This window comes from Janthinobacterium sp. 344, assembly GCF_900112025.1.
Lineage (GTDB): Bacteria > Pseudomonadota > Gammaproteobacteria > Burkholderiales > Burkholderiaceae_D > Janthinobacterium.
Map to the genome: position 1 here is coordinate 248,641 of NZ_FOKL01000006.1, position 23,660 is coordinate 272,300.

Annotated in this window: 20 protein-coding genes; 8 read left to right on the forward strand and 12 right to left on the reverse strand. The window is 65.1% G+C overall.

Annotated elements, in window-relative coordinates; translation table 11 throughout:
- Positions 1 to 10: 10 nt before the first annotated feature.
- The 10 genes from araD to BM193_RS17690 all read right to left on the reverse strand — a co-directional run bounded on the left by araD (position 11) and on the right by BM193_RS17690 (position 12,544).
- Positions 11 to 1,741, reverse strand: coding sequence for an L-arabinonate dehydratase (araD, locus tag BM193_RS17645; RefSeq protein WP_092798879.1), 1,731 nt, complete (start codon positions 1,739 to 1,741; stop codon positions 11 to 13).
- A complete protein-coding gene (locus tag BM193_RS17650; RefSeq protein WP_092798881.1) occupies positions 1,738 to 2,751 on the reverse strand; it encodes a 2-dehydro-3-deoxygalactonokinase in 1,014 nt (337 codons plus the stop codon). Before BM193_RS17650 ends, araD begins: the two co-directional genes overlap by 4 nt.
- Before the next feature lie 82 nt (positions 2,752 to 2,833).
- Positions 2,834 to 3,601, reverse strand: coding sequence for an aldose epimerase family protein (locus BM193_RS17655; protein ID WP_092832451.1), 768 nt, complete (start codon positions 3,599 to 3,601; stop codon positions 2,834 to 2,836).
- Positions 3,598 to 4,779 carry a XylR family transcriptional regulator gene (locus tag BM193_RS17660; protein ID WP_092798885.1) on the reverse strand — a complete coding sequence of 394 codons (1,182 nt, stop codon included), beginning with the start codon at positions 4,777 to 4,779 and terminating at the stop codon, positions 3,598 to 3,600. Before BM193_RS17660 ends, BM193_RS17655 begins: the two co-directional genes overlap by 4 nt.
- A 67-nt stretch (positions 4,780 to 4,846) precedes the next feature.
- The gene (locus BM193_RS17665) at positions 4,847 to 5,989 is read right to left on the reverse strand and encodes a sugar ABC transporter permease (protein WP_092798887.1); all 1,143 of its coding nucleotides are present in this window, start codon (positions 5,987 to 5,989) and stop codon (positions 4,847 to 4,849) included.
- A complete protein-coding gene (gene xylG, locus BM193_RS17670; protein ID WP_092798889.1) occupies positions 5,986 to 7,572 on the reverse strand; it encodes a D-xylose ABC transporter ATP-binding protein in 1,587 nt (528 codons plus the stop codon). Before xylG ends, BM193_RS17665 begins: the two co-directional genes overlap by 4 nt.
- Positions 7,573 to 7,679: 107 nt before the next feature.
- A complete protein-coding gene (xylF, locus tag BM193_RS17675) occupies positions 7,680 to 8,681 on the reverse strand; it encodes a D-xylose ABC transporter substrate-binding protein (RefSeq protein ID WP_217638493.1) in 1,002 nt (333 codons plus the stop codon).
- A 125-nt stretch (positions 8,682 to 8,806) separates the two neighbouring features.
- A complete protein-coding gene (locus tag BM193_RS17680) occupies positions 8,807 to 10,591 on the reverse strand; it encodes an IlvD/Edd family dehydratase (protein ID WP_092798891.1) in 1,785 nt (594 codons plus the stop codon).
- Positions 10,588 to 11,355: a D-xylose 1-dehydrogenase gene (locus BM193_RS17685; protein ID WP_092798893.1), complete on the reverse strand. Its 768-nt coding sequence runs from the start codon at positions 11,353 to 11,355 to the stop codon at positions 10,588 to 10,590. The genes BM193_RS17680 and BM193_RS17685 overlap by 4 nt, the downstream gene beginning before the upstream one ends.
- 28 nt (positions 11,356 to 11,383) lie before the next feature.
- Positions 11,384 to 12,544, reverse strand: a complete 1,161-nt coding sequence (locus BM193_RS17690) for a fumarylacetoacetate hydrolase family protein (RefSeq protein ID WP_092798895.1) — start codon at positions 12,542 to 12,544, stop codon at positions 11,384 to 11,386.
- Positions 12,545 to 12,976: 432 nt separating this feature from the next.
- Between BM193_RS17690 and chvE the strand changes: the two genes are divergently transcribed.
- The 3 genes from chvE to mmsB are packed head-to-tail and all read left to right on the forward strand — an operon-like array spanning position 12,977 to position 16,735.
- Positions 12,977 to 13,984: a multiple monosaccharide ABC transporter substrate-binding protein gene (gene chvE / locus BM193_RS17695; protein WP_302847654.1), complete on the forward strand. Its 1,008-nt coding sequence runs from the start codon at positions 12,977 to 12,979 to the stop codon at positions 13,982 to 13,984.
- 14 nt (positions 13,985 to 13,998) lie between these two features.
- The gene (mmsA, locus tag BM193_RS17700; protein WP_092798899.1) at positions 13,999 to 15,540 is read left to right on the forward strand and encodes a multiple monosaccharide ABC transporter ATP-binding protein; all 1,542 of its coding nucleotides are present in this window, start codon (positions 13,999 to 14,001) and stop codon (positions 15,538 to 15,540) included.
- A complete protein-coding gene (gene mmsB, locus BM193_RS17705; RefSeq protein WP_092798901.1) occupies positions 15,530 to 16,735 on the forward strand; it encodes a multiple monosaccharide ABC transporter permease in 1,206 nt (401 codons plus the stop codon). The genes mmsA and mmsB overlap by 11 nt, the downstream gene beginning before the upstream one ends.
- A gap of 182 nt (positions 16,736 to 16,917) precedes the next feature.
- Here mmsB and BM193_RS17710 read toward each other — a convergent pair whose 3' ends face one another.
- Positions 16,918 to 18,552 carry an NAD(P)-binding protein gene (locus BM193_RS17710; protein ID WP_092798903.1) on the reverse strand — a complete coding sequence of 545 codons (1,635 nt, stop codon included), beginning with the start codon at positions 18,550 to 18,552 and terminating at the stop codon, positions 16,918 to 16,920.
- The gene (locus tag BM193_RS17715; RefSeq protein ID WP_302847655.1) at positions 18,552 to 20,084 is read right to left on the reverse strand and encodes a polyamine aminopropyltransferase; all 1,533 of its coding nucleotides are present in this window, start codon (positions 20,082 to 20,084) and stop codon (positions 18,552 to 18,554) included. The genes BM193_RS17710 and BM193_RS17715 overlap by 1 nt, the downstream gene beginning before the upstream one ends.
- Before the next feature lie 39 nt (positions 20,085 to 20,123).
- On the opposite strand from BM193_RS17715, the gene BM193_RS17720 reads away from it, so the two are divergent.
- From BM193_RS17720 to speD, 5 genes are read left to right on the forward strand one after another with little or no spacing between them, the layout of a single operon-like run.
- Positions 20,124 to 20,510 (forward strand): DUF350 domain-containing protein, encoded by a 387-nt coding sequence (locus BM193_RS17720; RefSeq protein ID WP_092799211.1) that lies wholly within the window; start codon positions 20,124 to 20,126, stop codon positions 20,508 to 20,510.
- Between the two features lie 31 nt (positions 20,511 to 20,541).
- A complete protein-coding gene (locus BM193_RS17725) occupies positions 20,542 to 21,588 on the forward strand; it encodes an SPFH domain-containing protein (protein ID WP_092798907.1) in 1,047 nt (348 codons plus the stop codon).
- A gap of 20 nt (positions 21,589 to 21,608) precedes the next feature.
- Positions 21,609 to 23,072 carry a DUF4178 domain-containing protein gene (locus BM193_RS17730; protein WP_092798909.1) on the forward strand — a complete coding sequence of 488 codons (1,464 nt, stop codon included), beginning with the start codon at positions 21,609 to 21,611 and terminating at the stop codon, positions 23,070 to 23,072.
- Positions 23,069 to 23,245 (forward strand): hypothetical protein, encoded by a 177-nt coding sequence (locus tag BM193_RS28805; RefSeq protein ID WP_175533332.1) that lies wholly within the window; start codon positions 23,069 to 23,071, stop codon positions 23,243 to 23,245. The genes BM193_RS17730 and BM193_RS28805 overlap by 4 nt, the downstream gene beginning before the upstream one ends.
- 2 nt (positions 23,246 to 23,247) lie before the next feature.
- A complete protein-coding gene (gene speD / locus BM193_RS17735) occupies positions 23,248 to 23,619 on the forward strand; it encodes an adenosylmethionine decarboxylase (RefSeq protein WP_092798911.1) in 372 nt (123 codons plus the stop codon).
- The last annotated feature ends 41 nt before the right edge of the window (positions 23,620 to 23,660 follow it).

Consider the following 23,660-nt stretch of genomic DNA (forward strand, 5'->3'; position numbering starts at 1 on the left):
TCCTTGTTTTTTAGTGTGATTCGCGCGGCACGGCCGAACCGCGGCAGCCGACGAGAAAGTCGAGGTCCGCGCCTTCATCGGCCTGCGTCACGTGCTTGATGTACATCGCCTGGTAGCCGCCCTTCATGGCCGGCTCGGGGGCGCGCCATTCTGCGCGCCGGCGCGCCAGTTCCGCGTCGTCGACGTCCAGGTGCAAACGCCGGCCCTCCACGTCCAATTCAATCATGTCGCCGTCGCGCACCAGGGCCAGCGGGCCGCCCACGGCCGCCTCCGGCGCCACGTGCAGCACCACCGTACCATACGCCGTGCCGCTCATGCGCGCGTCCGAGATGCGCACCATGTCGCGCACGCCCTGCTCCAGCAGTTTCTTCGGCAGTCCCATGTTGCCCACTTCCGCCATGCCCGGATAACCCTGCGGACCGCAATTTTGCAGCACCATCACGCAGCTGGCATCGATATCGAGCGCGGGATCGTCGACGCTTTTTTTATAGTGCTCGATGCTGTTGAAGACGACGGCGCGGCCCCGGTGCTGCATCAGCGCGGGCGTGGCGGCCGACGGCTTGATGACGGCGCCGCGCGGCGCCAGGTTGCCGTGCAGGACGGCGATGCCGCCCTCGTCCTTGAATGGCTGCGCCAGCGGCGTGATCACCTGCGGGTTGAAATTTTCCGCTTCCGCCACATTGACGGCCAGGGTGGCGCCCGTCACCGTCAAGGCCTCGCCATGCAGCTTGCCCAGCAGGTCGCGAATGATGACGGGCAGGCCGCCCGCATAGTAAAAATCCTCCATCAGGTACTGCCCCGACGGCATCAGGTTCAGCAGGCACGGGATATCGCGTCCCAGGCGGTCCCAGTCGCCCAGGCGCATGTCCACGCCGATGCGCCCGGCGATGGCCAGCAGGTGGATCACGGCGTTGGTCGAGCCGCCGATGGCGCCGTTGACCATGATGGCGTTTTCAAACGCTGCGCGCGTGAGGATCTGCGACAGTTTCAGGTCTTCATGCACCATGCCGACGATGCGCCGGCCCGTCAGTTGCGCCTGCAGCTTGCGGCGCGCATCGACGGCGGGAATGGCCGCGTTGCCGGGCAAGGTCACGCCCAGCGCTTCGACCATGCTGGCCATGGTGGACGCCGTGCCCATGGTCATGCAGTGGCCGGCGGAGCGCGACATGCACGATTCGGCCTGCTTGAATTCGGCTGAGGTCATGCGCCCGGCGCGCACGTCCTCGGAAAACTTCCACACGTCCGTGCCCGAGCCGATCGGCTGGCCACGGTAATTCCCGTTCAGCATGGGGCCGCCGGACAGCACGATGGTGGGCAGGTCCACGCTGGCCGCGCCCATCAGCAGCGCCGGCGTGGTCTTGTCGCAGCCCGTCAGCAGCACCACGCCATCGATCGGGTTGGCGCGGATCGATTCTTCCACGTCCATGCTGGCCAGGTTACGGAACAGCATGGCCGTCGGCCGCAGGTTCGTCTCGCCCAGCGACATCACGGGAAACTCGACGGGAAAACCGCCCGCCTCCAGCACGCCGCGCTTGACCATCTCGGCGAGATCGCGGAAGTGGCCGTTGCAGGGCGTCAGCTCGGACCAGGTATTGCAGATGCCGATGACGGGACGGCCATCGAAGGCGTCGCTCGGATAGCCCTGGTTCTTCATCCAGCTGCGGTGGATGAAACTGTCCTTGTCGTCGCCGCCGAACCACGCCTGCGAGCGCAGCGAACGCTTTGTTTTCAGTTCGCTCATGCTGCCTCCTGGCGGGCAATCAGGCCGCGCGCGGCGGCGATCAGCAGCGCGCCATGGCCCGCCAGATAGTCTTGCTGGCGGTCGTCGACGACGATGCGCTTGCCGTAAAAGAAGCCCTGCTCCTCGATCAGCAGCGACAGCGCCTGGCGCAGCATCGGTTTCCCCGCGATGACGAGCGGCGTATCGGGACGCATCTGGATGGCCGTGCTGTTGCGCAGGGCCAGCAGGTCGCCACTGAGCACGGCGCCCATCAAAAAATTGGCCCGTTCATTGCATTCGACGGCGCTGAACTGGCCCAGGGTGCGCACGCTGAAACAGGCGCGCGCCAGTCCCGTTTTTTGCGCGGCGGCGGCGCCGGCCAGCAGCATCTTCGGCACCAGGGTCTGCGCAAAGCCCCCTTCGACCGATTGCTTGATCAAGGTGTGCTGCGAGATCGCCTGCAGCAGCTCGCCGGCGATGGTGGTGCTGCAGCCAAGGATGCGGCGCTGCTCGTCCACGCTGATCAGCTTCGTGTGCGAGCCGGGCACGATGATGGTGGCCGCGCCATGCAGCTGCAGCCGCTCCAGCAAGCCGACGACCTCCGTTTCTTCGCCGCGCATCATGTCCATCGCTTCGACGTTATGCAGGCCGATGGCGCCATGCTGGTTGCGCACGCCGGGAATCAGCCACAGGGGCTGCGCCAGCACGTCGGGCACGTCCACCGCCTGCATGCCTTGCGCCAGCTGCGCCAGGCCGGCCGGCGCCGGCAGATGCGGCACTTCCTGCAAGCCCATGGGCGAGCTGATCATGCCCGATGCCAGCGCCAGGTGCAGCTCGGCCGGCGCGACGCCGGCACTGGCCAGCACCGTGGCGATGGTCTCGCGCAGCGCCCGTTTCAGTGCGCCGTTATGGCCATCGATGGCCGTGTCGCGCACGCCCGTTTCCTGCTGCGCCTGGGCGAGGACGACGCCGTCCCGCCATAACAGGGTGCGCGTATTGGTGGTGCCGGCATCGATGGTGACTATATTCATGGGCAGGTTCGCAGCGTCGGTAAGAAAGAAAAAAAAGGGGAAAAACTACCTCATGGTAGAACTGCCCCGCATATCTGACCAATCACTTATTTAACATCATTGATACCGGTTCGGATATGTCGAAATCATCGATATCCTGCACGCCCAAACGGTAGGAGAACGCCAGCCGCGCTGACTCGCCAGGCAGCAGTTCCACGACCTGCATGGCACAGGAAAAACCGCCCGCGTCGGAGCGCAGATGCAAGCCATCCTGGGTGCTGGAAAAACGCAGCACCCTGCCCGATGCGGGATCGGCGACGCGCGCCGCCTCGCGCAGCAGGCCGCCTCCGGCGAGAAAAAAATCGTGATCGAAACCGGGCGTCCCCGCCAGCGCCGGCCAGCCCAGCCGGGCGCCCAGGGGCGCGGGCGGGCAAAAATCAAAGGCGCTGCCCGCCACATCGCGCGGCTCCTCCGTCAAGCGCCCTGCGGACCGGCAGCGGCTGGACGCCAGGCGCAGCACATGGTCGGCCACACTGGCGCCGTGTCCCTGCAGATTGAAGCGGGGAGCGGGAAGATGAAGGCGCGACACGGCACCGGCCGTGGCCTCGCAATCGAGGGACAGGCTACCATCCTCGCCAAGCCGGTAATGCAGGCGCGCCGACAGGCCATTCTGCGACAGGTGCAGCAGCACACTGCCGTCGTCCGGCATCCCGCCCTGCCAGCCCGCCAGCGCTGGCACCGAGGGGGCGGCGGCGGCCAGCACGTCGGCCAGGCGGCCATAGCGATCGGGCGCCCACCAGGCTTGCAGGCTGGCGTCATGGGCATCGATCACCACGCGCATGCCGCGCGCGTTATACAAGGTAAAGCTCATGGCGGCGGGCGGCTGCGCTGCTGGAATTCACGCGGCGTGCAACCGAGTTCGCGCTTGAACACGGCGTGCATGTACTGCACCGTGGTAAAGCCGCAGCGCACGGCCACGTCGGCCACCTGGCCCGGTTCGCGCGCCAGCAGCGTCTTGGCCGCATCGAGCTTGAAATGCAGGATCTCGTCGTGCACGCTGCGTCCCAGCTCATGGCGGAAGTGCGCTTCCAGCGAGGAGCGCGACACGCCCACGTAATCGGCCACCTGTTCCGTCTTGATGCCCTGGCAGGCGTACTGGCGGATGAAATGGCGCGCCTGCATCACCTGCGGATGCTGGAACGGCTGGTGGCGCGTGGAGGCCAGCACGTTCAGGCCGGCCGGCGGCACGAGGATGCGCGTGCCGGACAGGCGCGCGCCATTGAGCATCTGGTGCAGCAGGTGCGCCGCCGTGCGGCCCATTTCCTCGGTCCCCTGGATCACGGAAGTGAGGGGTATGCGCGTGAGCATGCGCGCCAGCGGATCGTTGTCGATGCCGATCAGGGCGACTTGCTCGGGCACGGCGATCCCCGCGTGCATGCAGGCCTGCAGCAGCTGGCGCGCGCGCGCATCGCTCACCGCAATGATGCCGACGGGTTTTTCCAGGCTGTTGAGCCAGGCGATCTGCTGCTCCACCGCCTCGTCCCACGAGGGCGCGCTGGTGGCCACACCGCGGTACACGTCGGCGCGCAGGTGGTCGCGCCGCATCAGCGCGCCAAATGCCGTTTCGCGCTCCTGCGCCCAGCGGTTGACGTCCGCCTCGGGCAGGCTGAAACAGGCGAAGCGCGTCAGGCCCGCTTCCACCAGGTGGTCGTAGGCCAGCTTGACGATCTTGAAGTTATCGGTGGCCACGTAGGGAATGCCGACGGGATAAGCATCCTCGCGCGCATACGAGCCGCCCACGGCCACCACGGGCACGCGGCTGTGGGCCAGCGCCGCGCACACGGCCGGATCGTCGAAATCGGCGATGATGCCGTCGCCCTGCCAGCGCTCGATGCCGGGCAGGCGGCAGCGGAAATCCTCTTCCAGGAACAGGTCCCACGACACGCGCGTGGTGTTCAGGTAGGCGGCGATGCCCGCGATGATGTCGCGGTCATAGATCTTGTTCCCGTTGAACAGCAGCGCGATGCGGTGCGCGGTCGGTAACTTCATGCTGGTGTCTCCTCCATGTGGCGGCCGGGACGTATTTTCGTCCCTGGCTGCCGGTCACGCATCGGTCTTACCGGCGTCCCGCCCTTGTACTCACATCGACCCAGACGGCGAGGGTCAGAATACTGCCTTTCACGATCATCTGCCAGTAGGTGTCCACGTCCAGCATCGACATGCCGTTATCCAGGCTGGCCATGACCAGCGCGCCGATCAGCGCCCCGTAGACGGTGCCCGAGCCGCCGCGCATCGAGGTGCCGCCGATGAAACACGCGGCGATGGCATCGAGTTCGCTGAAGGTGCCGGCCGAGGGCGAGCCGGCCGCCAGGCGGCCCGTGTTGATCAGCCCCGCCAGGGCGCACATCAGGCCCATGATGCCGAAGATCCACAGCTTGACGGCTTTCACATTGATGCCGGACAGGCGCGTCGCTTCCATATTGCTGCCGACGGCGTAGATGCGCCGGCCAAACACCGTCTGGCTGGTGATGTAGCTGAACAGGCCCAGCAACGCCAGCAACAGCAGCACGGGCAGCGGGATGCCCTCATAGCCGTTCAGGGTCTGCACGAAGGCATACAGCACGGCGCCGATGACGAGCACGCGCAAGCCGTCGAGCCACGCGGCCGGCTGCGGCAAGCCGTGCTGCGCGCGGCCCATGCGCGCGCGCCACGTCAGGAAGGCGGCCAGCAGGAACAGGCCGATGCCCAGCGCGATGCCGGGCAGCGCCGGCAGGTAGCCCTGCCCCAGGTAGACCAGCGGCTCGGAGACGGGCGCGATGGTGATGCCGCCCGTGATGCCCAGCAAAATGCCGCGGTACGCCAGCATGCCGCCCAGGCCCACGATGAACGAGGGAATGCCGCGATACGCCGTCAGGTAGCCATTCAAGAGGCCAATCACCAGGCCGCAGCCCAGCACGGCCGCCAGGTTCAGCGCCAGCGGCCAGTGCTGCGTCACGTCGAGCACGGCGGCGATGCCGCCCAATAGCCCCAGCAGCGAGCCGATGGACAGGTCGATCTCGCCGGCGATAATCACCAGCACCATGCCGCAGGCGAGGATGCCCGTCACCGACATCTGGCGCAGCAGGTTCGACAGGTTGCGCGGCGTGAGGAAACTGCCCTCCGTCTTCCAGGAAAAGAAGGCCCAGATCAGCGCCACGGCGATCAGCAGGGCCAGCATCTTGTATTGGGTGAACAGCTGTTTGACATTCATCGGTTTCATGCGGCGGGTTCCTTGTTTGCGGTCGTGGCGGCAGGCGCCGGATGCTGGGACAGCGCCGCCGCCAGCACGGTTTCCTGGCTCAGGCCATCGTTGATAAAGTCGCCGCGCAGCCGGCCTTCGCCCATCACCAGCACGCGGTCGGACACGCCCAGCACTTCGGCCAGTTCCGACGAGACCATGATGATGGCCACGCCGCGGTCGGCCAGCGCCAGCATCAATTTGTAGATTTCATATTTGGCGCCCACGTCGACGCCGCGCGTGGGCTCGTCGAGGATCAGCAAGCGGGGGCGCGTCAGCAGCATCTTGGCCAGCACGGCCTTTTGCTGGTTGCCGCCGGAAAGACTGGTGATCGGCAGCGACGGGCTGGCCGTCTTCAGCTCCAGCTGGGCGATCTCGCCGCGCACGGCCGCCAGTTCCGCCTCGCCATCGATGCGCGTGGCGCGCGCAAACTCCGCCAGCACGGCCAGGGTGATGTTCTGCCCCACGTCCAGGTCGGGCACGATGCCGTGGTGCTTGCGGTCTTCCGGCACCATGGCCAGCCCCCTGGCGATGGCCTTTTGCGGCGAGCCGGTATCGATGCGCTGGCCATCGAGCCAGACCTCGGCCTGGCACGGTCCCTGGTAGGCGCCGAACAGGGCCGAGACGAGCTCCGTGCGCCCCGCGCCCACCAGCCCCGCGATGCCGAGGATCTCTCCCTTGCGCAGGGTGAACGACACATCGTCGACGCGCTTGCGCTGCGGGTTGTCCGCATCGATGCACGTCACATGGCGCGCCTCGAACAGCACCTCGCCGATGGCCGCCGGCTGCGTACGCCGCGGATACAGCTGGTTCATTTCACGCCCCACCATCTGCGCGATGATGCGCTCCACATTCATCTGCGCCATCGGCGTGGTGGCGATGTGCCTGCCGTCGCGGATGACGACGATGGTGTCGCAGATGGCGGCCACTTCATCGAGCTTGTGCGAAATGTAGATGCAGGTGACGCCGCGCGCCTTGAGTGCGCGCAGAATGTCGAGCAGCACGGCGATTTCCGACGCCGTCAGGGACGACGACGGTTCATCGAGGATCAGCAATCGCGCATTCTTGTTGAGCGCCTTGGCGATTTCCACCAGCTGCTGGTGGCCGCCGCCGTAATTCATCACGGGCAGCGCCACGTTCAGCTGCGGGATCTTCAATTCACGCAGCAGTTCGTCGGCGCGCCGGTACATGGCCGCGTAGTGCATGCGTCCGCCGGGCAGAGTGATCTCGCGGCCCATGAAGATATTCTCGGCCACGGACAGCTGCGGCACCAGCATCAGCTCCTGGTGGATGATGATGATGCCGGCCGCCTCCGTATCGCGGATGGACTGCGCGCGCAGGGGCTGGCCTTCCCACAGGATCTCGCCCTCCCAGCTGCCGTGCGGATAGACGCCGGACAGCACCTTCATCAGGGTCGACTTGCCGGCGCCATTCTCGCCGCACAGGCCGATGCACTCGCCGGCCCGCACCTGCAGGTCGATGCCGTCGAGCGCACGCACAGCGCCTACGCGGACGTCGCCAAACTGTTTGACGATACCTTTCATTTCAAGCAGATAATCGGCCATGCTCACTCTCGTTGCGGATACGGGGAAAACCACAGGCTGGAACACCGGCGCAGGTCGGGTTGGCGCGCAGCGCGTAACCCGACCCACGTCCAATACTCTCGAGGGACTTAATTACCCAGCTGCGCCTTGGTATAGAAACCGTCATCGACGAGAATGTTCACGTTCGCCTTGGTCAAAGGCGTGGGCTTGAGCAGCACCGTGCTGACTTTTTTCAGGCCATTGTCATAGCTGGAGTTGTAGGCCGGCTTTTCATTGCGCGCCAGCTGGATGGCCAGCTTGGCCGCTTCCGAGGCGATGGTTTTCAATGGCTTGTAGACGGTCATCGCCTGCGTGCCGGCGATGACGCGTTTGACCGCCGCCAGGTCGGCATCCTGGCCCGAGACAGGCACCTTGCCCGCCAGCTTTTGCGCGGCCAGGGCCTGGATGGCGCCGCCGGCCGTGCCGTCGTTCGAGGCGACGATGGCGTCGATCTTGTTGTTGTTCGCCGTCAGCGCGTTTTCCACGATGGACAAGGCTTCCGTGGCGCTCCAGTCCTTCACCCACTGCTGGCCCACGACCTTGATGTCGCCCTTGTCGATGTACGGTTTGAGCACCTTCATCTGGCCTTCGCGCAGCATCTTGGCGTTGTTGTCCGTCGGCGCGCCGCCCAGCAGGTAGTAATTGCCCTTCGGCTGCAGCTTGACGACGCCTTCGGCCTGCATCTCGCCCACTTTCTCATTGTCGAACGAGATGTAGGCGTCGATGTCGGCGCCCAGGATCAAACGGTCATACGAGAGAACCTTGATGCCGGCCTTTTTCGCTTCCTTGATGGTGTTATTGAGGACGGTCGCGTTGAACGGCACGATCACCAGCACGTCGACGCCGCGCGAGATCAGGTTTTCGATCTGCGAAATCTGGCGCTGCTCGCTGGCGTCGGCCGACTGCACGAACACCTTGGCACCCTGCTTTTCGGCGGCGGCGATGAAGAAGTCGCGGTCGCGCGTCCAGCGTTCCACGCGCAGATCGTCGATGGAAAAGCCGATCTTCGGGTTTTTCGCGTCGGCCAGGGCGGCGCTGCTGCTCAGTGCCAGCATGGCGGTCATGATGGCTGCGCTGATGATCTTGTTCATTGTGTGTCTCCTTGTGGATGTTATTAACGACGTTTTTTGAACTACGGGTGCTGCTGAAAAATGTGGTGATGCCGCTGTTGCCGGTTTACGCGCGCAGCGCTAATCCGGCCTACGTGCTGCGACTGCTAATGGTTGTGACGCGGCAGGGTCTGGCCCACGGCGCGGTACTTCAGCGCCAGCTCCATGCAGGCGCCCGTTTCCAGCTGGCCCACGCTGGCGCGGTACATCTCCTGCCACGGCGTGGCGCTGTCGTTGACGGGTGGCGGCAACTCCTGCGCGCGGCGCGCCAGTTCGGCACGATCGACCAGCATGTCGCAGCGCCCCGCACTTAAATCCACGCGGATGATGTCGCCCGTGCGCAGCAGGGCCAGGCCGCCGCCGACGGCGCTTTCCGGCGACGCGTTCAGGATCGAGGGACTGTCCGAGGTGCCCGACTGGCGTCCGTCGCCCAGGGTCGGCAAGTTCAAAATGCCCGCCTTGAGCAGCGCGTCGGGCGGCTGCATGTTGACCACTTCGGCCGAACCGGGCCAGCCCACGGGCCCCGCGCCGCGCATCACCAGCATGCAGCTGTCGTCGATGTTGAGCGCCGCATCGTTGATGCGCGCGTGGTAGTCGGCGGAACCGTCGAAGACGATGGCGCGCGCCTCGAACACGCCTTCGCAACCGGGACGCGACAGGTAGCGCTCGCGGAAAGCGGGCGAGATCACGCTGGTCTTCATGATGGCGAAATCGAACAGGTTGCCCTGCAGGGCCAGGAAGCCCGCCTTTTCCTTCAGCGGTGCGGCAAACGGGCGGATCATCTCGCGGTCCGCGCTTTCGCGGCCTGCCAGGTTGGCCGCCATGCTCTGGCCCGTGACCGTCAACCGGTCCGCATGCAGCAGGCCCGCCTGCTGCAGCTCCCACATGACGGCCGGCACGCCGCCGGCGCGGTGGAAGCGCTCGCCCAGGTATTTCCCGGCTGGCTGCATGTTCAGCAGCAGCGGCACGTCATAGCCGTATTCCATCCAGTCGCTCGAATGCAATGCCACGCCCGCGTGGCGCGCCATGGCCATCAGGTGCGGCTGCGCGTTGGTCGAGCCGCCGATGGCCGCGTTGACGATGATGGCATCCAAAAAAGCCTCGCGCGTGAGGATGCTCGAGGGGCGCACGTCCTCATGCGCCATGCCGACGATGCGCCGTCCTGTGGCATAGGCGACCTGGCCACGCTCGCGGTACGGCGCGGGAATCGCCGCGCAGCCCGTCAGGGACATGCCCAGCGCCTCGGCCAGCGCATTCATGGTCGATGCCGTGCCCATGGTGTTGCAGTGGCCGGCCGATGGCGCCGAAGCGGCGGCGATCTGCAGGAATTTGTCGCTGTCGATGGCGCCGGCGGCCAGCTGGCGGCGGCCTTTCCAGATGGCGGCGCCCGAGCCCACCAGTTCACCGTCCATCCAGCCATCGAGCATGGGGCCACCGGACAGCACGATGGCGGGAATATCCACCGTGGCGGCGGCCATCAATTGCGCCGGCGTCGTCTTGTCGCATCCGGTGGTCAGCACCACGGCGTCGATCGGGTAGCCGTGCAGGATCTCCACCAGGCCCAGATACGCCAGGTTGCGGTCCAGCGCCGCCGTGGGGCGGCGGCAGTTTTCGAAGATCGGATGCAGCGGGAATTCCATGGGGATGCCGCCCGCATCGCGGATGCCGTCGCGCACGCGCTGCGCCAGTTCCAGGTGAATGCGGTTGCACGGACTGATATCGCTGCCGCTTTGCGCGATGCCGATGATGGGACGGCCCGAACGCAGTTCCTCGGGCGTGATGCCATAGTTCATGAAGCGTTCCAGGTACAGCGCCGTCATGTCGATGTGGTCGGGATTGTCGAACCAGTCCTGCGAACGGAAGCGCCGCACAGGTTTCTCCGCGCCGCTCATGCGCCGTACCATCCCGCGTCGACAAAATATTCGCGCCCCGTGCACTTGGCCGCGTTGTCGGACGCCAGGAACAGCGCCAGCGCCGCCACGTCTTCCGGCTCCACGCGCGTCTGCAGGCACTGGCCCTGCAGGATCACGGCTTCCGCTTCCGGCGTATGCCACAGGCGCTCCTGGCGCGGCGTGCGCACGGCGCCGGGAATGATGCAGTTGACGCGGATGCCATCGACGCCCAGGTCGCGCGCCAGGCCATGCGTCAAGCCTTCGATGCCCGCCTTGGCCGTCATGTAGATCGACAGGTTGGCCTGCGCCAGGTGCCAGGAAATCGAGCCCAGGTTGAGGATCACGCCGCTGCCCTTGCTGCGCATGGCCGGCGCCACGGCCTGGGCGCAGAAATACTGGTGGCGCAGGTTCACGGCAATGCGCTCGTCCCAGTAGGCGGGCGTCACGTCCTGCAACTGGTGGCGGTCGTCATTGGCGGCGTTATTGACGAGGATATCGGTGGCGCCGCGGGTATTGCCGATATCGGCGAAGGTACTGGCCAGCGCATCGAGGTCCGTCAGGTCGCAATGGCGGAAGACGGGCGGTTGCGGCAGGTGCGCCAGTTTTTCCTGCAGCGCCAGCGACGCTTCGCGGGCGATGTCGAGAAAAGTGACGTGGGCGCCCTGGCGCGCGAATGCCTCGACGATGGCCACGCCGATGCCGGTGCCGCCGCCCGTGATGACGACGCGCTTGCCAGCCAGGCTGGGATAAGTTGCATGCTGCATGGTGTCTCTCGTTATGGGAATGGGGAAATCAGATCAGGCCGCGCTGCGCCAGGTTCTGGTACAGGGCGCGCACGCCGAAGGTCCAGGGCGGGATCGCGTCGCAGCGCTGCACTTCGTTGACCAGCGCGCCCAGCGCGGCGCTGGCGATGGTGACTCTGTCGCCCAGGTGGTGGGTAAAACCGCCGCCCCGGGCATCGCGGTCCTTCACGGGCGAGAACATGGTGCCGAGGAAGAGCATGAAGCCGTCCGGATACTGGTGGTACTGGCCCGCCGTCTGGCGCACCAGGTCCAGCGGATCGCGGCTGATCTCGCGCATGAAGCTGGCGCCTTCCAGCACAAAGCCGTCGTCCGCGCCCTCGATCAGCAGCGACACTTCCGCCTGGCGCACGGTGTCGAGCGTAAAGCCCTCGTCGAAGAGGCGGATGAAGGGGCCGATGGCGCAGGAGCCGTTGTTATCCTTGGCCTTGCCCAGCAACAGGGCGCTGCGCCCTTCGATGTCGCGCAGGTTCACGTCATTGCCCAGGGAGGCCCCCAGCACGGCGCCGCGGCTGTTGACGGCCAGGACGATCTCGGGCTCGGGGTTGTTCCACGCGGACGATGGCAGCAAGCCCACCTGCGCGCCGCAGCCGACGGAGGACATGGCCTGCGCCTTGGTGAACACTTCCGCATCGGGGCCGATGCCCACCTCCATGTACTGTGACCAGGCGCCGCGCTGCTGCAGCTGCTGCTTCAATCGCTGCGCCGCCTCCGAGCCGGGCTTCAACGCCGACAGATCGCTGCCCAGGGTGGCTTGCAGCGCGCCGCGCAGGCTGGCGGCGCGCGCCGCGTCGCCTCCCGCCTGCTCCTCGATCACGCGTTCGAGCAGGCTGACGGCGAACGTCACGCCGCAGGCCTTGATGGCTTGCAGATCGCACGGCGCCAGCAACAGCGGGCGCTCCAGCGGTGCAGCCATGGCCTGCTCCAGCAATGCCTGCACGGGGCCAAGCGCGGTGCCCGGCGCATGGCGGGCGATGTCCAGCGCGTCATCGCTTTCGAAGAGCCCGGCCACGGTGGCGACGGTGTCCGTGATGTCGACCACGTCGCCACCGCGCACGGCGACGACGCAAGGGCCATCGCGCCAGATGCGGCCGATCAGGGTAGATTGCGCCAGGTCGACGGGTAGCAGGGAGGCGGGAGAAATCGGCAACATGGCAGCTTTCAAAAGACGGTCATCGGATGGTCAGGCGTCAAGGTCGAACCGATTCTGCGCGCCGTCATGGCGCACCGCAATTACGAAAATCACCAAATTGCATGATGATTATTGGTATTGCGGCGCACCAAAAAATGCCGGAGAACAGCCCGGTGCAAGCCCCCTTGCGCGCGTCTGGGGCGGGCCTTTTGGCGCATCGCATCAATCGCGCCAGCGATACCGTTTTGGATATCGGCAATGCGAAAAAAGTGATTGGTGGGGCCGGTATGGACAAACTAGTATCAGCCGTGGCCCACATGCGGCCATCGGCACGGAGCGGGCCCACAGAGGCCACGACGCCGGCACATTCACACTCAAAGAAGGTGGAGACCCGAAATGAAAACAACAATGAAAATGCTGGCCGCGAGCCTGGTGCTGGCGCTGGCAGCTCCCATGGCGAATGCCGCTGACAAGGGCGCCATCGGCATCTCGATGCCGACCAAATCCTCGATGCGCTGGATCGCCGATGGCGACAACATGGTCAAGGTATTCAAGGAGCGCGGCTACAAGACGGACCTGCAGTTCGCCGACGACGACATCCCCAACCAGCTGGCGCAGGTGGAAAACATGATCACCAAGGGTGCCAAGGTGCTGGTGATCGCCGCCATCGACGGCACCACCCTGTCGGACGTGCTGAAAAAAGCGGCAGACAAGGGCATCAAGGTCATTTCCTATGACCGTTTGATCCGCGGCACGAAGAACATCGATTACTACGCCACCTTCGACAACTTCCAGGTCGGCGTGCTGCAGGCGGGCTATATCGAATCGGCGCTGAAACTCAAGGAAGGCAAGGGCCCGTTCAATATCGAACTGTTTGGCGGCTCGGCCGACGACAACAATGCGCACTTCTTCTACAACGGCGCCTTGTCGGTGCTGAAACCCTACATCGACAGCGGCAAGCTGGTGGTGCGTTCGAAGCAGATGGGCATGGACAAGGTGGCGACCCTGCGCTGGGACGGCGCCGTGGCGCAGGCGCGCATGGACAACCTGCTCAGCGCCTACTACGGCAATGCGCGGGTCGATGCCGTACTGTCGCCGTATGATGGCCTGAGCATCGGCATCCTGTCGTCGCTGAAAGGCGTCGGCTACGGCACGCCGAAGCAGCCCTTCCCCGTCGTCACGGGCCAGGACGCGGAAATCCCGTCCGTCAAATCCATCATCCGCGGCGAGCAATCGTCCACCGTGTTCAAGGACACGCGCGAACTGGCCAAGGTGACGGCGAACATGGTCGACGCCATGTTGTCGGGCAAGGCGCCCACGGTCAACGATACCAAGACCTACAACAACGGCGTCAAGGTCGTGCCGTCCTACCTGCTCAAACCCGTCACCGTCGACAAGGCGAACTGGAAGCAGGTGCTGGTCACGGGCAGCGGCTACTACACCGAAGCGCAGCTCAAGTAACAGGATCGCTCTCCATGACGGACACCCTGCTGGAAATGCGCGCGATCCGGAAGACCTTTCCCGGCGTCGTCGCGCTTGACCGGGTCGACCTGCGCGTGCGCAGCGGCGAAATTCACGCCATCGTCGGCGAGAATGGCGCCGGCAAGTCGACCCTGATGAAAGTGCTCAGCGGCGTGTACGGCGCCGGCTCGTACACGGGCGACATCGCCTGGCAGGGGCAGGTAAGCGAGTTTGCCGGCATCCGCGACAGCGAGGCGCTGGGCATCATCATCATCCACCAGGAACTGGCGCTGGTGCCGCTGCTGTCGATCGCCGAGAATATCTTCCTCGGCAACGAGCCGGCGCGGCACGGCGTGATCGACTGGGAAGCGGCGCAGACGCGCACGCGCGCCCTGCTGAAAAAAGTGGGGCTCGACGAGCAGCCCGACACCCTGGTGACAAACCTGGGCGTGGGCAAGCAGCAGCTGATCGAGATCGCCAAGGCGCTGTCGAAGAACGTCAAGCTGCTGATCCTCGACGAACCCACGGCCAGCCTGAACGAAAGCGACAGCGCGGCCCTGCTGGACCTGCTGCTGGAACTGCAGCGCCAGGGCATCGCCTCGATCCTGATTTCGCACAAGCTCAATGAAATCTCGCGCGTGGCCAATACCATCACCGTGCTGCGCGACGGAAAAACGGTGGACAGCATCGACTGCCGCGCGGAGAAAATCAGCGAAGAGCGCATCATCGAAAAGATGGTGGGACGCGAAATGGCCGAACGCTACCCGAGCCGCGAGCGCCACATCGGCGAGACGATCTTCGAAGTGCGCGACTGGCGCGTGCACCACCCGGATCACGCGGAACGCGCCGTCATCAAGGGCGTCAGCCTGCACGCCAAAAAGGGCGAGATCATCGGCATCGCCGGCCTGATGGGCTCGGGACGCACGGAACTGGCGATGAGCATTTTCGGGCGCGCCTGGGGCCAGGGCATCAGCGGCACGGTGCTGAAAAATGGCGTGGCCATCGATGTGTCGAGCATCAGCAAGGCCATCGCGCACGGCATCGCCTACGTGACGGAAGACCGCAAGGCGCTGGGCCTGATCCTGGAAGAGGACATCACGCTCAATACCAGCCTGGCCAACCTGCCGGCCGTGTCGAAGCGCCTGGTGATCGACAAGCAGCACGAGTTCGCCGTGGCCGACGGCTACCGCAAGCGCTTGAACATCCGCTGCTACAGCGTGCTGCAAAAAGTCGTGAACCTGTCGGGCGGCAACCAGCAGAAAGTGGTGCTGGCCAAGTGGCTGTTTTCACGCCCCGACATCCTCATCCTCGATGAACCGAGCCGCGGCATCGACGTGGGCGCCAAGTACGAGATCTACAGCATCATCAACGAGCTGGCCGCGGAAGGCAAATGCATCATCATGATTTCCTCGGAAATGCCTGAATTGCTGGGCATGTGCGACCGCATCTACGTGATGAATGAAGGACGTTTTTCCGCCGAATTCACGGCCGCCGAGGCGACGCAGGAAAGCATCATGCGCGCCATCGTCACTCAAGGAGACAAGCATGCACACTGACACCGCCGGGACGGCCACACCGGCAGCGGCGCCACCCGCCAAAGCCTATGCCGGCTTCCTGAAAAATAATATGCGCGACTACGGCATGCTGCTCTCGCTGGTCGCCATCATGGGATTTTTCGAGTACATGACGGACGGCACCCTGCTGCAGCCGCTGAACCTGACCAACCTGGTGCTGCAGAACAGCTATATCGTCATCATGGCGCTGGGCATGCTGATGGTGATCGTGGCCGGCCACATCGACCTGTCGGTCGGTTCCGTGGTCGGCTTCGTGGGCGCGCTGGCGGCCGTGCTGATCGTGCGCTACGAGATGAACTTCATCGCCGCCAGCATCCTGTGCCTGCTGGCCGGCGCCGTCATCGGCGGCGCGCAAGGCTATTTCGTCGCCTTCTTCAAGATCCCCTCGTTCATCGTCACCCTGGCCGGCATGCTGGTCTTCAAGGGCCTGACCCTGGCCCTGCTGGAAGGCCAGTCCGTCGGCCCCTTTCCGGCCGGCTTCCAGATGCTCAGCTCCGGCTTCCTGCCCGACCCGTTCAATGGCGACAAGCTGCGCGGCTTTTCGCTGCTGCTGGGCGTGATCGGCGCGGCCGCCCTGCTGTTCGCCTCGCTGCGCGCGCGCGCCAGGCAGCTACGGCACGGCATGGAGAACGAGCCGCGCGCCTTCTTCCTGCTGAAGAACGCCGTGTTCGCCGCCATCATCGTATACTTCAGCTACCTGCTGGCTTCCTACAAGGGCTTTCCCAACGTGCTGGCCGTGATGTCGGTGCTGATCATCGCCTACACCTACATCAGCAAGCGCACGGTGCTGGGCCGCCGCGTGTATGCCGTGGGCGGCAACGAGAAGGCGGCGCGCCTGTCCGGCATCAAGACGGAAAGGGTCAGCTTCTACACCTTCGTCAACATGGGCATGCTGGCCGCCCTGGCCGGCCTGATCTTCGCGGCGCGCCTGAACACGGCCACGCCCAAGGCGGGCACGGGCTTCGAGCTGGACGTGATCGCCGCCTGCTTCATCGGCGGCGCTTCCGCCTCGGGCGGCGTGGGCAAGGTGATGGGCGCGGTGATCGGCGCCTTCATCATGGGCGTGATGAACAACGGCATGTCCATCATGGGCATCGGCATCGACTACCAGCAGGTGATCAAGGGCCTGGTGCTGCTGGCGGCCGTGTTCCTCGACGTGGTCAACAAGAACAAGTAGCCCGGTTCGAGCCTTAGGGGGCTCTGGCCGGCGTTCGCGCCGGCCTTTTTTACATATAACGTCGGACAAAAGCGTAGCGAGCGGCAGCAAGTTGTGGCTGAGAAGCGCAGCTGTGCTTTAGCATGGCGCCGCCGAGGCAGTGAGCATCGCAGGCCGCAAATTGCGACGCGCAGTAGCTTATGTCAGACGTTGGCGGCCAGTCGCGCCGCCCTATCCCCCCACCACGCCGCCTCCTCGAACACGGAAAAGCCGGACAAATCCGCATGCGCGAACAGGATGGCGCCGTCGTGTTCGCGCAAGGCTTTCAAGCCCGCATTGCTGCGAAACCCGGGCAGCGGCGCGGCCATGGCGTGGCCGCGCACGGTGATGTCGACGCGCTCGACGCAGCTGGCAAAATCGCGTCCATACGCCGTCTTTAAATCGACGCTGGCCAGCGCCAGCAGTTCCTCGGGCGTGGCCACATCTAACCATTTGCGCGCTTGCTGCGGCGTGCGGTCGGACAGGGCCACGTAGGCGCTGAAGACGGTTTTCTCGGGCGGGCGCACGCGGATATCCTGGTGCGTGGACACCACATAACCGAGGCCCGGCTCCTGGTACACCACATTGTCCCAGCACAGGGGCGCATGCGGCAGTTCGTCGGGAAAGCGTTTGAGTAAAAAATTCGCCACCAGCCACGGCGCATACGCAGGCGTATCGCGTTTCGCGTCGAAGCCATAGCTGGCGATGTCGCGCACCACGCGCGCCGCGACATACAACGGCATGGCGCAGATGGCCTTGCGCGCCTTGACCAGGTAGGTGCGCGGCTGGCCATCGACCAGTTCCAGGCACAGCGCCTCCACGCCCTGCTCTGTGGTGGTCACGGAGACCACCGTGCCCGCGTGGCGCCGGACCTTGGACGCCTGTTCCATGGCCGTGGCCACCGGCTGCATGCCGCCCGGCCAGGTCAGCCAGGCGCCGTTGCCCGCGTTGGCCGCCTGGCCCCAGCGGCTGCAGTAATAATGCAGGCCGGCCCAGGCCGAGACATGGTCGTAGCGCGTGCCGTAATCATCGCGGCAGCAGTAGTTCAGATACCAGTGCAGGGTGGGCGAGGTATAACCTTCGCGTTCCAGCCACTGCTTCAGGGTGATCTCATCGAGCGCCTGCCAGGCCGGGTCCTGCGAGGACGCCACGGTAGGGAAGACGAAGACGCGCTTGCCATCGTTGCCACGCGCCTGGCGCAGGCGCCGCACCTCGGCAAAGAAGCGCGCGTGCTGCGCCAGTTCGTCGGCGGAGACGCCTTCGGTGGGAATGAAACCGTCCTGCCACTGGCCGTTGAACAGCAATCGCTCTTCCGGCGCGTGCAGGATATAGCGCTCGTCATAATATGGCTTTTCCGCCTGCGGGTCGCGCTGGATAATCCCCAGGTCGAACAGGATCTCGCGCACATGGATCGATTCGGGCGAAGGCAGCGGCAGGTAATGGCCACCGGTCGGATAGGCCAGGTCGCCGAAATGCCCGCCGGCCGCATTGCCATACGGCTGCGGGCCATCGATCATGAGGAAATCCTGGTGCCCCAGCTTGTTCAGGCGCCAGGCGGCCGTCAGGCCCGCGATGCCCGAGCCGAGGATGGCCACGTCGGTGGTGATGGTCTCGGACGGCGGCGGCAAGGCCTTGCGCTCGCGCAGCAGCTCACGCAAATAATGCCCCTCGCTGCGGCCCGGATACAGCACTGTCGGCGTGATTTCCTGCCAGCGCAGATATGCGGCGATGCTGCCGATGCCGGCGGCCGCCGCCGCGGTGCCGCCGGCGGCCCACAGCATGAAGGAACGGCGCCGCATCAGCGGATCACCCGGTTCCAGTCCTGCTCGAATTCATGCACGAGCGACTGGGTATTCAGGCGGTTCGGCGCCATGGGCAGCGGCTGCATGTCGGGCGGGAAGATGAACATCTCGCGCGTGGTGTCCGCATTCAGGTAGCGCATGGGCAGGCGGTAGCTGGTGGGCGGTGCGTAGTCGAGCTGGGGCGAGGCGAGGATAAAACCCCATTCGCCGAACGAGGGCACGTAGGCGTGGTAGGGCCAGGTGCGCATGCCCACTTCGCGCAGGGTCGAATTGATGGTCCAGTAGGCGTGCGGCGCGAAGAACGGCGACGTCGACTGCACCACCATCAGGCCCTTGGCCGCCAGGTGCTTTTTCACCAGGTCGTAGAACGGCACCGAGTACAGTTTGCCAAGCGCGAAGCTGGACGGATCGGGGAAGTCGACGATGGCCGCGTCGAACATGTCGGCATTGTTGCGCAGCCAGACGGCGGCATCGGCATTGACGACGGTGACGCGCTTATCCGAGAACGAGCCGTTATTCAACTTCGCCAGTTCCGGGCGCGTGGTGAATGCGGCCGTCATGGCCGGATCGAGGTCGACCACGGTGACGTGTTCGATGTGCGGGTAGCGCAGGATCTCGCGCAGCGCCAGACCGTCGCCGCCGCCCAGCACCAGCACGCGGCGCGCCCACGGCAGCGCTTCCAGCACGGGATGCACGAGCGCCTCGTGGTAGCGGTATTCGTCGCGCGAGGAAAACTGCAGGTTGCCATTGATGTACAGGCGCGTATCGTCCTTCCAGCGCGTGATCACCAGGCGCTGGTAGGGCGTGGTGGTGGAATACACGATCTGGTCGCCGAACAGGCCGTGCTCGCCCCAGGCCACCATGCGGTCCGACATGGCAAAGCCCACCAGCAGCAGCAGCATCACGGCGCAGGCGCGCAGGAAGCGCCCCGTGAGGTTCTTCAGCTCCGCGCGGAACACGTAAATGGTCCACAGGCCCACGCCCACGTTGAGCATGCCGAACAAAAAGCCCGTGCGCACCAGGCCCAGGTACGGCGACAGCACCAGCGGGAACAGCAGGGAGACGGCCAGCGCGCCCAGGTAGTCGAAGGTCAGCACGCGGCTGACCAGCTCGGAAAACTCCGTCTGGCGCGAATTCAGGGCGCGCATCACCAGCGGCACTTCCATGCCGACCAGTGCGCCGATCAGGAAGACCATCACATACAATAAGGTGCGAAACGGCGCCGCCATCCATGAAAACGTCATGAACAGGATGGCGGCCGACAGACCGCCGATCAGGCCCACGGCCAGCTCGATGTCGACGAAGCGCGAGAGCACGTCGTCGTCCCGCACATACTTGGAAAAGTGAGCGCCCACCCCCATGGCAAACAGGTAACAGCCGATGATGGTGGAAAACTGCAGGATGGAATCGCCGAGCAGGTAGCTGGACATGGCGCCGGCGATCAGTTCGTACGCAAGGCCGCAGGAGGCGACGACGAAGACGGACAGAATCAGAATCTTTTTGTTCATGGGACTTTTTTTTGTTCTAATATGCGTTGACGTTATCAAATGCTCATTGCGAGGAAAGCCGTGCCCGCCATCCTAAACTATCTGATCCATCTTATACTGGCCGCCGCGCTGCTGATTGCCTTTTTTATCATCTATACGCGCGTCACGCCGTATAACGAGGTGCTGCTGATCCGCCAGGGCAACCATGCGGCGGCGCTGTCGCTGGGCGGCGCGCTGCTGGGCTTTTCCGCCACCATCGCCTCGTCGCTGATGCACACGGCCGACTACCAGCAATTCTTCGCCTGGGCCTTTGGCGCCATGGTGGTGCAACTGCTCGTCTACCTGGTGACGACGCGGTTGCTGCGCATGTCGAAGGACCAGATCGAATCGAACAACAGCGCCTTTGGCGGCCTGCTGGGCGCCATCTCGCTGTCGATCGGCGCCATCAACGCCGCCTGCATTTCCTGACACCGCCCCATCTTATTCAAGGACATCCATCATGAGCCTCGGCAGCTTTATCAAGAAGCAGTTTATCGACGTACTGCAGTGGAACGAAGAGACGGAAGGCGTGCTGGCCTGGCGCTTCCCCATGCAGGATTTCGAGATCCAGAACGGCGCCATCCTGAATGTGCGCGAATCGCAGGTCGCCGTCTTCGTCAATGAAGGCAAGATCGCCGACGTCTTCGGTCCCGGCACGCACAAGCTGACGACGCAAACGTTACCGCTGCTGACCAACCTGAAAAACTGGGACAAGCTGTTCGATTCGCCCTTCAAGTCGGACGTGTATTATTTCAGCACCCGCGTGCAGACGGGCCGCAAGTGGGGCACGCCGCAGCCGATCACCATCCGCGACAAGGATTTCGACATGATCCGCGTGCGCGCCTTCGGCATGTACTCGTACCGCATCGCCGACGCCCGCACCTTCTTCACCGAGATCAGCGGCACGCGCGAGGTGTACACGCGCGACGAGGTGGAAGATCAGCTGCGCGGCATTTTGATGTCGAGCATGGCCAGCTCGCTGGGCGGCGCGAATGTCCCCTTCCTCGACATGGCGGCCAACCAGGCGCTGATGGCGCAGGAAGTCAAGGATGGCCTGGCGCAGGCGTTCGCCCGCTATGGCGTGGGCCTCGATGAATTCAACGTGGCCAGCATCAGCCTGCCCGAGGAATTGCAGGCGGCGCTCGACGAGCGCATCTCAGCCGGCATGAAGGGCGGCCTGGGCGCCGACAAGATGAGCGGTTTTACGAAATTCCAGGTGGCCAACGCGATCCCGCTGGCGGCGCAGAACGAAGGCGGCATGGCCGGCATCGGCGCCGGTCTCGGCGCCGGGCTGTCGATCGGCCAGGTGATGGCGCAAAGCATGGGCGGTGCGCTGCAGCAGCCCGCCCCGGCACCTGCCGCACCGCCTGCGGCGCCACCGGCCCCCATGGAAGAACCGATCGAGGCGCGCCTGGAAAAACTCAAGGGTTTATTGGACAAGGGGCTCATTTCGCCGGCCGACTACGACGGCGCCAAGGCTGAACTGCTGAAAAAACTGATCGGCTGATTAGAGCGACATACGACTGCATGCAAACTGTTTCCTGTCCCAGCTGCGGCGCGGAAGTCCACTTCCGTTCGCACGCTTCCGTGCTCGCCGTGTGCGAGTACTGCCACAGCACCATCCTCAAGGACGCCGACTCCGTCAGGGACCTGGGCAAGATGTCGGCCGTCCTGGAAGACTACACACCGATCCAGATCGGCACGGCCGGGGTGCACGATGGCGTGCACTTCACCGTCGTCGGGCGCATCCAGCAGCGCTACAGCGCCGGCACGTGGAACGAGTGGTATGTGCTGTTCGACGATGCCAGCACGGCGTGGCTGGGCGACTCGTCCGGCCTGTACACCCTGACGCGCGAGCGCAAGACCCAGGACGCCCTGCCCGCCTTTGGCGAGCTGGCGCCGGGCAGGCGCTACACGATCTGCGGCGAACCGTATACGGCGGCCGAGATCCGCAATGCCGAATGCATCGCCGGCCAGGGCGAGCTGCCGTTCAAGGTGGGCGCCGGCTGGCGCATCCAGGTGGCGGATTTCCGCAACTACGCCAGCTTTGTCACGCTCGACTACACGGATGGCCCGCAGCCCGTCGTCTACCAGGGCGTGGCCGTCACGCTGGAGGGCTTGCAATGCCAGTTGCTGCGCGACGACGACGCCATCGCCAGGAGCGCCGGCAAATACCGCGGCAAGCTCGATGCGCTCGACTGCCCCTCCTGCGGCAGCGGCATCCAGTACGTGCCCGGCGCGGCGGCGCAGCTGGTGTGCCCCGCCTGCCACGCGCAGCTCGACGCCAGCGGCCCGGAAGCGCAGGTGCTGGCCATCGGCAAGCAGGTGCACGAGAACGCCGACATCACGCTGGAGCTGGGCGCCGGCGCGAAGATCAACAATGTCGCGTACACCGTGATCGGCATGATGCGCCGCGCCGACGACGAAGGCAGCGAGTGGAACGAATACCTGCTGTACAACGCGCGCGCCGGCTTCTTCTGGCTGGTGGAAACGGACGATGGCTGGTCGCGTGCCAACGTGCTGCCGAACTGGCCCAGCTGGGCGTCCATGGATGCCGACAGCTGCACCCTCGATGGCGCCACCTACCGCAAGCTGTATGGCTATGGCTCGCAGGTCGTGTATGCGGCGGGCGCCTTCAACTGGAAGGTGGCCGTGGGCGACACCACGCAGGTGGTGGAATTCGAGCAGGGACAGAGCAAACTGGCGGCGGAAATCACGGCAGAGGAAATGACCTGGTCGCGCTCCGTGCCCGTCGCCTACGACCAGATGGCCGCCTGGTTCGGCGCCGCCTTCCATGGCGCCAGCAAGACGGCGCATATCCAGCTGAGCCACCGTGGCATCGCCAAGATCTTCATCGTCATCGTGCTGGTCTTGAACGCGATCCCCATGTTCGTCTCGTTCTCCAGCACCCTGATGTGGAGCCTGCTGGGCTGCCTGGCGCTGTTCCTGCCGGCCGCCTTCCTCGACAAGAATGAAAAGAACCGCCCATGAGTAAATATGTGATCTATGCCTTGATGGTGACGTTTTCCGTCACGGCCGCCAACTGGGTGCGCATGTTCAAGGTGGCCGGCAGCGGCAGCGGCGGCGGCAGCAGCTGGAGCTCGCGCACGGGCGGCGGCGGCGGCAGCTATGGCGGCGGCTCCAGCGGCGGCAGCCACAAATAAGCATGGCCGCCACACCGCATCTGCCCCTGGGCACCCATCTGCTGGCCGATTTGTCCGGCATCGCCGCGCCACGCCTGCGCGACTGCGCCGCGCTGGAACACTTGCTGCGCGCGGCGGCCAGCACGGCCGGCGCGCAAGTGCTGCACAGCCATTTCCACAGCTTTGGCGCGGGCATGGGCGTCACGGGCGTGGTGCTGCTGGCCGAATCGCACATCTCCATCCACACGTGGCCGGAATGCGGCTTTGCCGCCGTCGACATCTTCATGTGCGGCGCGGCGCGGCCGCAACTGGCGCTCGACGCCATCAAGGATGCGCTGCAGGCGCCGCACTGCCAGCTGCAATCCGTACGGCGCGCGCCACCGGAGCACGCCTAGGCTCGCTGGTGCATCGCGTGGCGATCGCTTACACTGTCGTC